This is a genomic window from Streptomyces sp. NPDC056600, from assembly GCF_042792855.1.
In the GTDB taxonomy this organism is placed as follows: Bacteria; Actinomycetota; Actinomycetes; order Streptomycetales; family Streptomycetaceae; genus Streptomyces.
The window spans coordinates 15,231-29,102 of sequence record NZ_JBHTVQ010000027.1; the positions used below are offsets into that span (position 1 = coordinate 15,231).

The 13,872-nt window shown below is 72.9% G+C and carries 11 protein-coding genes; 4 read left to right on the forward strand and 7 right to left on the reverse strand.

What is annotated here, in order from left to right; genetic code table 11:
• Window positions 1-3: 3 nt before the first annotated feature.
• Window positions 4-159: a hypothetical protein gene (locus ACFRAV_RS15830; protein WP_382555683.1), complete on the reverse strand. Its 156-nt coding sequence runs from the start codon at window positions 157-159 to the stop codon at window positions 4-6.
• Between the two features lie 440 nt (window positions 160-599).
• Window positions 600-1,358 carry a hypothetical protein gene (locus ACFRAV_RS15835; protein WP_382555684.1) on the reverse strand — a complete coding sequence of 253 codons (759 nt, stop codon included), beginning with the start codon at window positions 1,356-1,358 and terminating at the stop codon, window positions 600-602.
• Window positions 1,359-1,578: 220 nt separating this feature from the next.
• Between ACFRAV_RS15835 and ACFRAV_RS15840 the strand changes: the two genes are divergently transcribed.
• Window positions 1,579-2,310, forward strand: coding sequence for a hypothetical protein (locus ACFRAV_RS15840; RefSeq protein ID WP_382555687.1), 732 nt, complete (start codon window positions 1,579-1,581; stop codon window positions 2,308-2,310).
• Between the two features lie 486 nt (window positions 2,311-2,796).
• Here ACFRAV_RS15840 and ACFRAV_RS15845 read toward each other — a convergent pair whose 3' ends face one another.
• The 4 genes from ACFRAV_RS15845 to ACFRAV_RS15860 all read right to left on the reverse strand — a co-directional run bounded on the left by ACFRAV_RS15845 (window position 2,797) and on the right by ACFRAV_RS15860 (window position 8,080).
• The gene (locus tag ACFRAV_RS15845) at window positions 2,797-3,324 is read right to left on the reverse strand and encodes a ferredoxin (protein ID WP_382555689.1); all 528 of its coding nucleotides are present in this window, start codon (window positions 3,322-3,324) and stop codon (window positions 2,797-2,799) included.
• Window positions 3,321-4,238, reverse strand: coding sequence for a fructosamine kinase family protein (locus ACFRAV_RS15850; RefSeq protein ID WP_382555692.1), 918 nt, complete (start codon window positions 4,236-4,238; stop codon window positions 3,321-3,323). Before ACFRAV_RS15850 ends, ACFRAV_RS15845 begins: the two co-directional genes overlap by 4 nt.
• Window positions 4,239-4,340: 102 nt before the next feature.
• A complete protein-coding gene (locus ACFRAV_RS15855) occupies window positions 4,341-6,380 on the reverse strand; it encodes an ABC transporter ATP-binding protein (protein WP_382555695.1) in 2,040 nt (679 codons plus the stop codon).
• Window positions 6,381-6,643: 263 nt separating this feature from the next.
• Window positions 6,644-8,080: an NAD(P)/FAD-dependent oxidoreductase gene (locus tag ACFRAV_RS15860; protein WP_382555697.1), complete on the reverse strand. Its 1,437-nt coding sequence runs from the start codon at window positions 8,078-8,080 to the stop codon at window positions 6,644-6,646.
• 266 nt (window positions 8,081-8,346) lie between these two features.
• Between ACFRAV_RS15860 and ACFRAV_RS15865 the strand changes: the two genes are divergently transcribed.
• From ACFRAV_RS15865 to ACFRAV_RS15875, 3 genes are all read left to right on the forward strand, one after another.
• Complete coding sequence (locus ACFRAV_RS15865; protein ID WP_382555700.1) at window positions 8,347-9,267, forward strand: DUF6891 domain-containing protein; 921 nt, start codon at window positions 8,347-8,349, stop codon at window positions 9,265-9,267.
• Window positions 9,268-10,056: 789 nt separating this feature from the next.
• Window positions 10,057-12,297: a glycoside hydrolase family 3 N-terminal domain-containing protein gene (locus ACFRAV_RS15870; protein WP_382555703.1), complete on the forward strand. Its 2,241-nt coding sequence runs from the start codon at window positions 10,057-10,059 to the stop codon at window positions 12,295-12,297.
• Between the two features lie 148 nt (window positions 12,298-12,445).
• Window positions 12,446-12,820, forward strand: a complete 375-nt coding sequence (locus ACFRAV_RS15875) for a VOC family protein (RefSeq protein WP_382555704.1) — start codon at window positions 12,446-12,448, stop codon at window positions 12,818-12,820.
• 39 nt (window positions 12,821-12,859) lie between these two features.
• On the opposite strand, the gene ACFRAV_RS15880 is transcribed toward ACFRAV_RS15875, so the two are convergent.
• Window positions 12,860-13,729, reverse strand: a complete 870-nt coding sequence (locus ACFRAV_RS15880) for a hypothetical protein (protein ID WP_382555707.1) — start codon at window positions 13,727-13,729, stop codon at window positions 12,860-12,862.
• Between the last annotated feature and the right edge of the window lie 143 nt (window positions 13,730-13,872).

Below are 13,872 nucleotides of genomic sequence, written 5' to 3' on the forward strand. Positions count from 1 at the left end.
GTTTCAGGCCACGACCCTGCCGCGGAGGACGATGCGGCTGGGGTGGCTCAGGGCGGCGGCGTCGCGTGCGGGGTCGGTGTCGTAGACGACGACATCAGCGAGGGCTCCGTCGACCAGGCCGGGCAGACCGCCAGCCGCCGTCGACGACGAGGTCGGCATCCGGGGCGGTCCCGGCCCGCAGCCGGTCGCCGTCGATCCAGAAGGACCGCTCCTCCTGCTCGGGCAACACGACGCCGCGCACTTGCAGCACCACCGGTGGTCCCCCCACGAACTCGTCTGCCGGTCGGTCGAACTCGCCGATCCTAGAAGGAACGCCGACCGCGCGACGGACCGAACTACCGCCGATGGCACGACACCGAGGCCGTCGGACGTGAGCGGCACCACCGTACGACCGCAGCGCCGCCGGCCGGGTGTGCGACAGTGCCGTCCTGCCGATCTGCCCACGGGACCGGCGGCGTACCTCGTCGCCGAGGCGGTGGCCGACGGTCTGCTCGCGCTCGGCCGGAGCGTCGTCGTCGACGGGCGGCGCGGCCCCCGCACACCGCCGAGGGCCGCGGTGCGGAGGCAGGTCCCCGGTCGTGCGGGCCGGGCGGAGCCGCTCACGTGGCGGTGCTGCCCGCCCGGCCCCCACGAAGGAGGGCCAGGGCGTCACCCCACGCGTCCAGCACCTCGCCGTGTCCGGCCCGCCGGGCCGCCGCCTCCACGAGGGTGAACAGTTGCCGCTGCAGCGGTGCGTCGCCCGTCGCCGAGACGCGGTCCACGGCAGGCAGCAGCACGCCGGCGTCCCAGCCCGGCAGCGGGTACCGGGCGAGCTCCCACTCCAGGTACGCGTTGTAGGGACGGGGTCGGCCGTCGAGGGCGAAGAGCAGCTCCAGCAGGGACCGCATGCTGTCGGCCGCGTCCAGGCGGGCCGCCAGGGACCGGCCGTTCCGGTGGTTCTTGAGCGAGCGGTAGCAGGAGTTGACGTAGGAGTCGAGCCACTCCCGGGAGGCTCGCCATGCCTCGTCGGCATCGAGGCGGGCGCGGCCGGCGAGGATCCGGGCGATACCACCGTCGAGCCGGTCGAACACGACCCTGGCGCGGGCGAGGGCGTAGCGCTCCCAGGAGGGCATCGCCGCTTCACGGAACTCGGTGAGCGTCATGACGACGAGGTCCAGTCCGGCGCCGCGGTGACCCGCGAGCCACGTCGGCGCGGTCACGGCGTCGTCCGTGACGATCACGTACAGGTCGTGGTCGGAGTGCGGGGTGACCATGCCGTCGTGGGCCTGGGAACCCTTGAGGACCAGACCGACGACGGCCGGGTCGGCGACGGCTCGTTCCACGAACTCGGCGTAGGTGAGCGTTTGCTGAGGGGTCATGGCGGAACCTCCGGTCGGGGTGGTGACGGGCATGCCTGCCGGGGGTGCCCCGCTCGGGGCGCCCCGCACCGTCCGCGGCAGCACGACGGCTGCCGCCCGAAGGATCAACGCACAGCCCCGGACCCTACCGCCCGGCCCCGGCGGAGACAGCGTCGATAAATGGGGTGAGACGCGCGGGACGCGCGGACTACGGTGCTCCTTGTTCGAAAGGGGGGACGCAATGGCGAAGCTCAACCAGATCATCGCTGTCGAAAAGGGCGTCAAGAACAAGTCGTTCCAGGACGTCACCGCTGCGCACCACAAGGTGCAGAAGCCCGCGCTGCTGGCCGGCATCTCGCGGACGTACCAGCCGAAGGACGAGGAGGGCGAGCAGCTGCCGCCCGAGTCCACGCGGGTCCAGGTCAAGGCGGAGGACGTGCTGCGGGAGACGGCCGCGTCCCTCACCCGCCTCTTCGACGTGACGGCGACAAAGGACTGGGCCAACTGCACCGCGCGCGCCGACGTCACGGTGGACGGCCGGACCGTCGTCGCCGACGTCCCGGTCGGTCACCTGCTGTTCCTCGAGAAGCAGCTCACCGACCTGCACACCTTCGTCAAGAAGCTTCCCGTGCTCGACGCCGCGGAGTCCTGGTCCCTCGACCCGTCCACGGACTGGTGGAAGACCGACGCGGTGCGCACGATCCGTACCAAGAAGGTGCCGCGCAACCACGTCAAGGCGGAGGCCACCGAGAAGCACCCGGCGCAGGTCGAGGTGTACTACGAGGACGTGCCGATCGGCTACTGGACCACCGTGAAGTTCTCCGGAGCGCTGCCGGCGCGACGGGTGAACGAGCTGCTGGAGCGGGTGGAGAAGCTCCAGCAGGCGGTCAAGTTCGCCCGCGAGGAGGCCAACGCGAGCGAGGTCACCGACCGACGGGTCGGCGAAGCGGTCTTCGGCTACCTGTTCGCCTGAGACCCGCGGGCAACCCCATGATCGCCCCCGCGTGCGAGCGCGGGGGTGCGTGACAGGGACGGGCCGGCATGAGGACCGGTCCGCTCCCCGAGCGCAAGCTGAAACTGAACGGAATCAGCCTGAAGAAGCGGCGACAGTGAAGGTTCGAATCCTTCCCCCGGCACCACGTGCCGGGGTAGCCCAAACGGCAGAGGCACGCCGCCTGAAACTCAGACTCTCGCTCAAGCTTCAGCATCGCCACCGATCGCCGGATCGACCGAGGAGGGACCAACGCCCTTGGGGTGCGAGTTCGACTCTCGTCTGCGCCTCTCCACGGCGCGGTAGTTCAACGGAAGAACACGAGGGATAAGCCTGATCCCTCCTCTTGAAACGCCATCGGCGTGCCCAACGGGTGGCATCCCCAGGGACCCGGGAGCCGGATACCGCTCCCGGGTTCCGCCACGTCCGGAGCCGGCCACGTGCGGCGCCGCACGGCACTTCATGCCCTCACAGCCGCGGCAGCGGATCCCCGGGGCACGGCGAGCGGCGCTCCTCCAGCCAGAACATGTAGACCCGCAGACGCCGGGCCAACTCGCCGTCGATGTAGGCGGCGTAGTCGAGCGCCGCCTCGGCGACACCCTGGCCGGAAATCCGGTCGTCCTCCTCCCAGGCCGCACGCCCCAGTCGCAGATGCTCGAGAAGGCGGTCCCGGTCACGCCACCAGTCCCGGACCGCGGCGGGCGTCCAGTGGTCGTCACCGTCGCAGCCGTAGCCACCGAACGGATCCTCACCCGCGGCCTCGACGAGCTGCCGGAGCTCCTCCGCGTCCCGGGGCTGCCGGTACACGTACTCCGTGAAGTACTCGCTCTCGTACAGGACGTTCCGCGGGGCCATCAACCGGCCGGTACCGCAGTTGTCGGTTTCCGCGCCGTAGAAGGGGCCGGGAACGTTCAGCCACTTCCGCTCCTCCCACTTCCCGTAGAAGCCCGAACGGTCGTCGGCGAGCAGTGGCACCGGGTCGAAGTAGAGGCTCACGAGGGAAGTTCGGCCCCCTGCCCGCGTCGAGGTCCGCCGCCCGGGTCGGTGCGACGGAACGGTCGGACGACCTTGCGGACCTCGTCCGCGGCGCCCCAGGTGTCGTCGCCGTGGGCGATGTGGCTGAGGAGCTCGCGCAGGTGCAGCAGACGCATCCGATCCTCCCAGCCCTCCCGAAGCGCGCCGGTCTCGCGGTACGCCGCGAAGAACCGGTCCGCCTCCGGCGGCCGCAGCGAGCACCAGAGCATGCTGAGGTCGACCTCGGGCCAGGTGTAGGAGACGGCGGGGTCGATCAGCACCGGGGCGCCGTCCGGGGCGGTCACCACGTTTCCCTTCCACAGGTCCCCGTGGGTCAGGCACGGCGGCTGTTCCGGCACCAGCTCGGGCAGGGCCGCGCAGAACGCCTTGATCGCCCGCCGGTCCTCCCGGTCGAAGGCGGCCTCCACGTGCGGCTCCGGCAGCCAGCGCAGCACGCGGTGCTCGGCGAAGAAGCGGTGGCCGTCGTCGTCCCAGGCGTTGTCCTGGCGCATGCGGCCCAGCCACCCGTCCCGGTGCCAGCCGAACCGGTCGGCGACGTGGGACGTGTGCAGCTCGGCGATCATGCGGCCGAGCCGCTCCCAGAACTCCTCGGTGTCCTGGCGCGGACGCATCCTCTCCAGCACCAGCACCCGGGACGAGGCCGCCAGAACCTCCGGCGTGCGCGCCCCGGCGGCGCGGAGTTCGGCCAGGCCGGCCGCCTCCACCTCGAAGACGTCCGACTCGGGCCCGGCCAGCGTCTTCGCGAAGACCTCGCCCCCGTCCCGGAGCGTGGCGACACCGGCGACGGCGATCACCCCGCCGGGTATCTCCTCCACCGTCCCGGCCGCGAAACCCGCCTCCTGGAGGCGCTCGCGCAGCATGTTCCCGTGTGACATGCGGGCATCCCATCATGCTTTCGCGCGCGTGTGACCGGCACGGCCGGCAGAGAACCGGCAGGGAAGCCGGGGCCGACGGCGCGGGGGCATTCGAGGCGCGGGTCAGGGCCTCACCTCTTCGTCCGGTTTCGTCGTGGCCTCGTCGGGGCCGTGCTCCCCGGTGCGGGGTGACGGCATCGTGGGGGAGCCGGCCTCGAACTGGCGGGCCTGCACGTCGTAGGCCTCGCGGAAGAAGCCGAGGCCGGTGTCCGGGTGCATCAACTGCTCGAAGGTCCCGTGCTCGACGACGCGGCCCTCCTCCAGGACGTAGATCAGATCGGCGTGGCGGACGCTGTGCAGCCGGTGGGTGATCAGGACGGTGGTCTGGCCGTGGGCCGCGAGGCGGTGGATCTGGTCGAAGACCTTCTGCTCCGCGGCCGGGTCGAGCGCGCTGGTCGGCTCGTCCACGATCAGGACCTGCCCGTCCCGGAACCGGGCCCGGGCCAGACCGATCTTCTGCCACTGCCCGCCGGAGATCTCCCGCCCGCCCCGGAACCCCCGGACCAGCAGGGTGTCCCTGCCGCGGGGGAGGGACCCGATGATCTCGTCGGCCCCCGAGTACACCGCCGCGGCGTCGACGGCCCCCTCGTCGTGCAGGCGGGAGGACCGGCCGATGCCGATGTTGACCCGGGCGGTGAACGGCCAGCGGTGGAAGTCCTGCGCCACCATGGCGACCCGGGAGAAGATCTGCGCCCGGTCGGCCTCCGCGGTGTCCACGCCGTCCCAGGTGACGCGGCCGGTGTCGGGGAGGTACAGCCCCGCCAGGAGCTTGGTCAGCGTCGTCTTGCCCGAGCCGTTGCGGCCCACCAGCGCCACCGTCCGGCCCGCCGGGACGACCAGGCTGACGTCACGGAGCGAGGGCTCGTCACTGCCGTGGTAGGTGAACGTGACGTTCTCGAAGCGGATCTCCCCGCAGTGGTCCGGCAGGTCCTTGCCGCCCGCCGGGATGGCGCGCCGCTCCGCCTCCTCGCAGAGGGCCTCGAGGTCGGCGACGAACAGCGACTCCTCCTGCACGTCGGTCACGGTGAGCACCAGGTCGTTGATGCCGGCGGAGCCCGACCGGATGGCGAGCACGGCGGTGGCCCCGACGGCGAACTCCATGGAACCGCTCCACAGCAGCAGTCCGAGGACCCCGTACGTCGCCACCGTGGCCACGCCCCGGGCCGAGTCCGCGATCAGACCGGTGCGGGCGCCGAGCCACGCGAGCCGGGTCTGCTCCTTCTCGCTCGTCTCGGCCATCCCGCGGAAGTGCGTCAGCAGGAAGGGGCCGACCTCGTGCACCCGCACCTCGCCGGCGGCCTGCTGGTTGATCAGCAACTGGCTGATCAGATGGGCCGCCCGGACGTGCTGGATGAACCGGTGACGGCTCACGTACTGCTGACGGGCCATCGTCAGCGAACCCCAGGCGCTGGGCAGCGCCATGACGATCAGCAGGGGCAGCAGGGCGGGGTGGAGCACCGCCAGCACTCCCGCCGCGGCGACCAGCGAGATGCAGGAGGTGGCCACGGCGGTGCACAGCCGGACCATGCGGCGGGCCGACTCGGCACCCCACTGCGCCGAGTCCATCAGCTTGTGGAAGGCGTCGTCCTCGATCGCGCTCATCTCCACGCGCGCCACCAGGCCCAGGTAGCGCTCCGTCGCCACACGCGACACCTTCGGCTCCAGGATGCCCGTCGCGGCCATCGACGCGGACCGCAGCACGGCGCCCAGCAGCGTCAGCGACGCGACGAGCATGAGGGCGGGCAGCGCGGCCCGCAGACGTTCCGCGTTGGACCCGGGCGCGAAGAGCTCCCCGAGCAACGCGCTGACCGCCACCAGCGACACCGCCTGGCTGATGCCGCGGCCGAGCTCGCAGACGCCGACGACGAGGAGGGACCGTGGGTCGGCCTGGCGGGCCAGCCGGACGGCGATGCCGATGTGACGGGGCAGGGCGGCGGCCATGGTCCGCAGGCCGAGGCGCAGCCAGGCGCCGTTGTGCTGGTTCCAGCCCTGCTCGTAGGTGAGTTCACCGCCGAAGAGCAGCTTCTCCGAGGAGGACACGTCGCCCGCGCCGCTCGCCTCGCCCGCGCCCCTCACCTCGCTGTCTCCCTCCGCCGAGGTCATGCCGCGCACCGTGCGCAGACCGGCGTCACGGACGGGGTTCGTTCGAATGTGGGGGAGCTGCTCAGGCTTGCGGGAGTCAGGTGCACGGCTTCCTCCGGACGACGCAGGGGCAGTGGTGCTGGCACTGGTGCTCCAATAACGTCGCCCGAGCGCCGCTTGTCACGCCTCCGGTGCGGCCTTTTCAGGACAAATGTTCCATCATGGCCTACGGGTTCCGGTGGTGGCCGGGACGGCGGTGAGCCGTGGTGTTCGAACGGAGCCGCTCACTTCGGGTGCGGGTCCGTGCGCCGGACGCTGTCGAGGACCGCCTGCTCGTCGGGGGTGAGGGCCGGCCCGTCCAGCTTGGGCAGGCGGGGCCCGCGGAGCGCGGCCAGGACCATCCGGGGCGTGGCGAGCCGGGTGGCCGGTTTCTCCAGCGTCATCACGTCCGTGAACCGCTGCACCACGTGGTGGTCGCCGATGGCCGCGTTCATCAGGGCCGTCACGTACCGGCCGGCCGCGCGTGCGGCGAATCCCGGCGGCGCGGGCGCCTCGACGCCGGGGAAGAAGAGGTCCTGGCCGGTGGCCAGCGTCCAGGCCGCGGCGGCCTCCCGGGCGACCGCCTTCTGCGCCCGGCGAGCGAACCGCTCGTCCGTCACGCCCAGTTCGTCGGCGACGCGGCGCAGGGCGAGCGCGCTGCGGGCCGCCGAGGACATGCCGTGGGCGTACACCGGGTTGCAGGCGGTTGCGGCGTCCCCGACGGCCAGGAAGCCGGCCGGAGTCGCGGCCCGGTCGTAGTGACGGCGGATGTTGGGCGTCGACCGGGTGAGGGCCACCGCGCCCACGGGGGTGGCACGCCGGACCAGGTCCGCCGCCAGCGGGTGGCGCAGGGCCCGCGCGAACTCCTCGAAGGCCGCGACGTCGCCGGTGGGGTGGCGGCCGCGGGTGCCGGAGAGGCTGACCAGCCAGTCCCCGGTCTCCGTCGGCACGACGGTGGCGAGGCCGGCGGGCTCGCCGGTCGTGGGGTCCGCCTGGATGTTGACGACGGGCCAGCCGGCCCGGGCGCCCTCGGGTGCGCGGTAGAGGCGGCTGGCGTAGGCGACGCCCGCGTCCACGCGGGTCACGGGTACCGGCGGTGCGCCGAGCACGGCCAGGAGCCTGCCGCCCACGGCCGCGCGGCCGGTCGCGTCGACGACCAGCGCGGCCTCGAGTGTCTCCGGCCGACCCCCGGCGTCACGGACCTCCAGGCCGCGGACGCGGCGGCTGTCGCCCAGGAGGGCGACCGGCGTGCGGTCCGTGCGGAACTCCACGTGGCCGAAGGCCTGGGTGAGCCGGGTCCGCACGACCCAGTCCGTGAGGTCCCTGCGGGCCGCGATCGCGTAGTGGTGGGACCGTTCGTCGTGCCAGCGGCGGAACCAGCCCGCGGGGGAGTAGGAGATCATGCCCTGCGGGATGGGGATGTGCCGGGCGCCGTGCCGTTCCCACAGTTCGTGCGTGCCGGGCAGCAGGGCCTCCACCGCCCGGGCCCCGCCGGACCAGAACAGGTGGGCGTGGCGGGCCTGGGGGAGTCCGCGACGGGGTTCGGGGGCGTCCGGCAGGCGGTCACGCTCGACGACGGTGACGCCCCCGGCGTGCGGTGCGAGTGCGGCCGCCGCGAGCGTGCCGGCCAGGCCGCCTCCCAGGACGACGACGTGGGCTGCTGGTGCGGGCGGTCGGGGCATCGTGACTCTTTCTGGGCGGCCGTCCGGGCGGGCCCCGGAGCGGGGCGGCGTACGCGCTCCGGGGTCGCGCGGCCGTGACTCCGACGCCGCGCGGCGATCATGTTCGTCCCGGCGGGGCGATGCGGGCAAGAGCCGGTCGGCCCTCCGGGGTCGCGGGTGGATCGAGGTCCGAGGTGTCGGACAGTCATATAACAGCATCAAGCGCGGCTCACTGATGGGAAAACCGCAGGCCCACGCTGTCAGTGGCGTGTGTCAGGCTGGCGCCCATGACGGAGATGCTCGTGATGACGGAGCCCGGCGAGCGGGTCGTGCGCCCGACCGCCGACGAACTGGCCGCGCTGGTGCGGAGGATCGGCGCGGACGGGGACGGGTTCCTGGTCGCCCAGCGGGTGCCGGACCTTCCCGACGAGTACATACAGGTGGCGCACCGGACCGGCGGCGACTACCAGCTGGAGTACCGGGACGGCTCCCACGACCGCCACTTCCAGACCTTCGTCACCGATCCGGGCGTCGTCGCGGACGCCATGACCGGCTGGGCGTGCGGGGAGCAGGGCCGGCTCCAGGGGTTCGAGTGGGCCCTCCTCGACGTGGGAGAGCCGGAGTCCGTGCCGCCGCTCGAACTGTCCGCCGAGGACCGGCGGACGCTGGAGGAGCGGCTGCGTCTGTCGCTCGCCTGCGGCTACGTGGACAGGGCGGCGCTGGCGGAGACCGCGGAGGAGTACCTGGTCACAGCGGAGCGCCGTCCGCTCACCCGCGGGCAGGCCTGGCGGCTGGCCGACGAGATGTGGCTGGAGAGGGTCCGGGAGCAGGCCGGCTGGGAGGGCGAGACCGATCCCGAGCGGCTGACCCGGGCCTTCGCCGAGCTGCGCGAGCACGGCATCGTGGCGCGTGAGGACTTCGCCTGCTGCCGCACCTGCGGAGACACCGAGATAGGCGCCGAGACGCAGCCGGGGGACCGGGGTTTCGTCTACTTCCACTCGCAGTGCACCGAGGGCGCCGTCCTGGGACAGGGGCTTTGTCTGCTCTACGGGACCTTCGACGACCTGGGCCCCGAGGGCACGGCGGCCGTGGGCCGGGAGATCGTGGAGGCGGTGCGGGCGGCCGGCCTGACGGTGCGATGGGACGGGGACCCGGCCCAGGCGATCGTGGTGACTCCGCTCGACTGGCGGCGCCGGCTGGTCGGTTGAGCGCAGGGGAGTGCGGGGGAGCGCGGGGAGCGGGCAGGGGCGGGAGCGGGTTGCCGACAGCGGCCCCGGCGGGCGGGTGACGGTTCCGCGGGAGGCGGCCGTCGCGGCGGAGGCGCTTCCGGCCCGCCGGGTGACGGCGTGTGAAGTTCGGCGCTGCCGGTGCCCGGCGTCGCGCGCGGTCCTCCGCCCGGATGCCGGATGCCGGATGCCGTATGCGCTTCATGAAAGTTCTACGAGGTTGTGTGACGGCTGTTGACAGCCGATGACGCTGCTGGCTTCATAAAACATACGGGTGGGAGCGCTCCCACTCACTCGTGTGTACGTCCTCTCGCGTCAAGCGGCGAGAGGAAGCGGTATATACACGGGCGTAACGGCCTCGCTGCCTGCGGGCTCTCACAGCGGTAGACGTGGGAGCAGGACGGTGTCGAGGCCTCGCACCACGGTGTCACCCCGCACCACCGCACGTCCCGTACCGACGCTCGCCCCGACACACCGCACCGTCGCTCGTCCCCGGTCCAACGGGCCGAGCCGTACCGCAGGAACCCCCGGCACCGACCGCACGACGCACCACCACCGCAACCGCACCCCGCACCACGGCCCCGCCGTCCTTCCCCACGGCGGGGCCGGCCCCACGGGGCAGGCACGGTGGCCCGTGCCGGGCCGCCGCCCGGCGCCGGCGGCGCACCCCACGTCGCCTGCCCGCCGACGCACGGCGGGGACACCCCAGTCACACCCCCCGCCCCGCCCCGTCGCTCGACTTCCGCTCCCGCGAATCCGGAGGGCCCGCTCATGAGACCACCGACCCGCCGTGGCCGGCTGACAGCCGCACTGTCCGTCGCCGCCGCCCTCATCACCCTCGCCGGGTCGACGAGCGCGCAGCCCTCCGTCGCCGCGGAAGCCGCCCTGGGCGCCGCCGCCCTGCCGTACCAGGACGCCTCGCTCCCCGTGGCCGACCGGGTGAACGACCTGCTCGGCCGGATGACGCTGGACGACAAGATCGGCCAGATGACGCAGGCGGACAAGGACTCGATCGTCCCCCAGTCCGACATCAACACCTACCGCCTCGGCTCCGTGCTGTCCGGCGGCGACGGCACCGTCAGCCCGAACAACGCCACCACCTGGGCCGACACCTACGACGCGCTGCAGCGCCAGGCCATCGGCACGCCGCTCGCCATCCCGATGATCTACGGCATCGACGCGGTGCACGGCGCCAACGCCGTCCGCGGGGCGACGATCTTCCCCCACAACATCGGTCTCGGCGCCACCCGTGACCCGGCGCTCGTCCAGCGCATCGGCCGCGCGGTCGCCGAGGAGGTCTCCGGCACCGGCGTCGACTGGACCTTCGCGCCCTGCCTGTGCGTGGCCCGCAACGACCGCTGGGGCCGGACGTACGAGTCGTTCGGCGAGACTCCCGAACTGGTCTCCTCCATGTCCACGATCGTCGACGGCTTCCAGGGCGCGGGCGGCGCCGGTTCCACCGCGGCCTCGGTGCTCGCCACCGCGAAGCACTACATCGGTGACGGCGGGACGACGAACGGCACCGACCAGGGCAACACCCAGCTGACCGAGGCCGAACTGCGGGCCGTCCACCTGCCGCCCTTCAAGTCCGCGGTCGACCGGGGTGTCGGCTCGGTGATGCTGTCGTACAGCAGCTGGAACGGCGTCAAGGTGCACGGCCACAAGTTCCTCGTCACCGACCTGCTCAAGGGCGAACTCGGCTTCAAGGGCTTCGTGGTGTCCGACTGGGCCGCCGTCGACCAGCTCGACGGGCAGACCGGGTTCACCGCCGACGAGGTGAGCAAGGCGATCAACGCCGGCGTCGACATGGTGATGGTGCCGTACGACTACAAGAAGTTCATCAGCACACTGCGCGGCGAGGTCAACAACGGCCACGTGCCGATCTCCCGCATCGACGACGCCAACCGGCGCATCCTCACCAAGAAGTTCGAACTGGGCCTGTTCGAGAAGCCGCTGACCGACCGCGCGTACACCTCGACGGTCGGCTCCGCCGAACACCGCACGCTGGCCCGCCAGGCCGTGCGCGAGTCGCAGGTACTGCTGAAGAACGACGGCGGCGTGCTGCCGCTCGCCAAGTCGGCCAAGCTGTTCGTCGCGGGCAAGTCGGCCGACGACATCGGCAACATGAGCGGCGGCTGGACGATGAGCTGGCAGGGCAAGAGCGGCGCCATCACCCCCGGCACCACCGTGCTGGGCGGCATCAAGGCCGCCGCCACGGACTCCTCGCGGGTGACCTACGAGCGGTACGGCAACGGCATCGACAGCAGCTACACCGCCGCCGTCGCCGTGGTCGGCGAGACCCCGTACGCCGAGGGCAAGGGTGACCGGACCGGCGCGATGGGCCTCGACCAGGAGGACCTCCAGACGCTGGCGAAGCTGAAGGCGAGCGGGGTGCCGGTGGTGGTCGTGCTGGTCTCCGGGCGACCGCTCGACATCGCCGCGCAACTGCCCGACTGGAAGGCCCTGGTCGCCGCCTGGCTGCCGGGCACCGAGGGCGGCGGCGTCGCCGACGTCCTGTTCGGCGACTACAAGCCGACCGGCAAGCTGCCGATGACCTGGATGCGCAGCGTCTCCCAGCAGCCGATCAACCAGGGTGACGGCAAGGACGCCCTGTTCCCCTTCGGGCACGGGCTGACCTACACCACCGGCACCGACCCGACGCCCACACCGACGCCCACGCCGACCCCCACCCCCACTCCGGGCGCCGGTTCCTGCACGGCGACGGCCAAGATCACCAGCACCTGGTCCGGCGGCTACCAGGCCGACGTGACGGTCAAGAACACCGGCACCGTCGCGCTGACCGGCTGGGCGGCGAGCTGGGACCTCGGCAACCGGACCGTCACCAACGTGTGGAACGGCACGCTGACGACCAGCGGTGGCCGCGCCACCGTGCGCAACACGCAGTGGAACGGCTCGTTGGCCGCCGGTGGCACAGTGACCTTCGGCTACACCGCGAACGGCTCCGCCGACGGTCTTCCGGCACCGGCCTGCGCCGGTACGACGGGCGCCTGACGGCGGAGGTCCCCCCACACGGACCCGGTGTCCGGCGCCCCGGCGCCCGGGCGCCGGGTCCCGTGGTCCCGCATGCCGGTCGCGGCGAGGGGTACGTCCTTGGTGCGGAAGCCGCCGGGGCGGCCGCGGACTGCGAGGGGTGCGGCGGATGATCCGGAAGATGCAGGCAATCGCGCTGGACTGCGACGACCCGGTCCGGCTCGCCGCGTTCTACGCGGAACTGCTCGGGGGCCGTGTCGTCACGGACTCCGAGGACGCCGACTGGATCGAGGTGCACGGCTTCGAAGGTGTCCCGCTGGCCTGTCAGCGGGCCGAGGGGTACCGGCCGCCCGCCTGGCCGGGCCAGGACCGCCCGCAGCAGCTCCACCTGGACTTCGACGTCGACGACCTCGACGGAGAGGAGAAGCGGGCTCTCGCCCTGGGGGCGACGGTGCTGGAGCGGACCGACCAGATCCGCCCCGGCGCCAACTGGCGGGTCTACGCCGACCCGGCCGGCCACCCCTTCTGCCTCTGCCTGCACTGAGGCTCTGTCAGTACCGATCCACCGAGTCTGCCCCGGGAGCTAGGCCATGGCCTCCGCCACGGTGGAGCCGGACGGCGCGGGCCGGGGAGCGCCCCGGGTGAGCAGCACCACCCCGCGTGCGGCGACGAGCGCCCCGCCCCCGGCCAGCAGGACGCCGAGGGTCCCGCCCTGGAAGCCTTCACCGAGCAGGCACAGGCCGATGCAGGCCGCGGCCACCGGGTTGGCCAGGGTGGAGGTGGCCAGCGGGGCGCCGAGGCCACCGCGATAGGCCGACTGCGCCAGCAGCAGCCCGCCGACCGCGAACCCGGCGACCAGAACGCCCAGCAGCGCCGTCTGCCCCCACGCCACGGCGGCCGGACCGCCATGACGCGTCAGGGTGACCGTCATGGTCTGGGTCAGCGCCGACCCCACCCCGGAGGCCACCCCGGACGCGGCGGCACGGCGAAGGCCCGAGGCGTCGGCAGGCCGGCACAGCGCCGCCAGCACCACCACCGCGCCGCCGGCCACCGCGAGCGCGGAACCCGGTGACAACGCCCTCTCCCGGACCGGGCCGGACACGGTGAGCAGCAGCGCGGCCAGGCCCAGCAGGGTCAGTGCGGTACCCCGCCACTCGGTCTCACCCACCCGGCGCCGCGCCGCCCGGGCACCCAACGGCACCGCGACGACGAGGGTGAGCGCGCCCAGCGGCTGCACCACGGTCAGCGGTCCGTAGCGCAGGGCGACGACGTGCAGCAAGGAGCCCGTGAGGTTCAGACCGGTCGAGGCCCACCAGACGCCCGTGCCCAGGAGGGCAAGCAGCGGGGCGCCGGGGCGGGCCCGCGCGACGATGCGCTCCTGCGCCACGGCGGCAGAGGCGTAGGCCACCGCCGAGGCGAGGGACAGGGCGACGGCGAGCGCGGTGGCGTTCACCGGCCGGCCCGCAGCCGCGCGTGGATCCCGGGCGCGGGTCTGCGCTCGGTGGGTGCGGGACGGGCTCTCATCTCCAGCCCTTCGTGCGGACGGACGTCGCGGGTGACGCCGGCGCGGCCGGCCGCCGCGATCATCGAAACGGT

Excerpts from the sequence above, each read along its gene's own strand:
- ACFRAV_RS15830 (WP_382555683.1), bottom strand. The coding sequence starts at position 159 with ATGCCGACCTCGTCGTCGACGGCGGCTGGCGGTCTGCCCGGCCTGGTC.
- ACFRAV_RS15835 (WP_382555684.1), bottom strand. The coding sequence starts at position 1,358 with ATGACCCCTCAGCAAACGCTCACCTACGCCGAGTTCGTGGAACGAGCC.
- ACFRAV_RS15840 (WP_382555687.1), top strand. The coding sequence starts at position 1,579 with ATGGCGAAGCTCAACCAGATCATCGCTGTCGAAAAGGGCGTCAAGAAC.
- ACFRAV_RS15850 (WP_382555692.1), bottom strand. The coding sequence starts at position 4,238 with ATGTCACACGGGAACATGCTGCGCGAGCGCCTCCAGGAGGCGGGTTTC.
- ACFRAV_RS15855 (WP_382555695.1), bottom strand. The coding sequence starts at position 6,380 with ATGACCTCGGCGGAGGGAGACAGCGAGGTGAGGGGCGCGGGCGAGGCG.
- ACFRAV_RS15860 (WP_382555697.1), bottom strand. The coding sequence starts at position 8,080 with ATGCCCCGACCGCCCGCACCAGCAGCCCACGTCGTCGTCCTGGGAGGC.
- ACFRAV_RS15865 (WP_382555700.1), top strand. The coding sequence starts at position 8,347 with ATGACGGAGATGCTCGTGATGACGGAGCCCGGCGAGCGGGTCGTGCGC.
- ACFRAV_RS15870 (WP_382555703.1), top strand. The coding sequence starts at position 10,057 with ATGAGACCACCGACCCGCCGTGGCCGGCTGACAGCCGCACTGTCCGTC.
- ACFRAV_RS15875 (WP_382555704.1), top strand. The coding sequence starts at position 12,446 with ATGATCCGGAAGATGCAGGCAATCGCGCTGGACTGCGACGACCCGGTC.